Annotated in this window: 1 protein-coding gene; it reads left to right on the top strand. The window is 60.8% G+C overall.

Annotation, left to right across the window (positions count from 1 at the left end):
- Nucleotides 1-250: phage tail tip lysozyme (locus tag AC1RPX_RS08060; RefSeq protein ID WP_481763378.1), on the top strand; the 250-nt coding region annotated here is incomplete at both ends.

The raw sequence follows: 250 nt of genomic DNA, 5'->3' as shown, positions 1-250 counted from the left end.
CCCAATGACTTCGTTTCGTCGTTTGTGGCGTTCGGCCGTGAATACGGGTTGACCGATGCGCAGATTGCTGGGGCCTTGGGCTCGGTCCAGCAAGAATCGCAGTTCGACGTGCATGCCCGCAACCCGTACTCTGGAGCACGCGGCGTCGCCCAGTGGCTGAGCGCGGACCGCATTCGTGAATTGCGCCAGTTCCGGAAGAAGAATCCGAGCATGACCGAGGTGCAGGTTCAGGCAGCATTCCACTGGTACG

Source organism: Dellaglioa sp. CoH-56-MRSF-14, assembly GCF_056782115.1.
The sequence above is the reverse complement of the archived record's forward strand: the minus strand, read 5'-3'. Positions and strand labels throughout refer to the sequence as shown.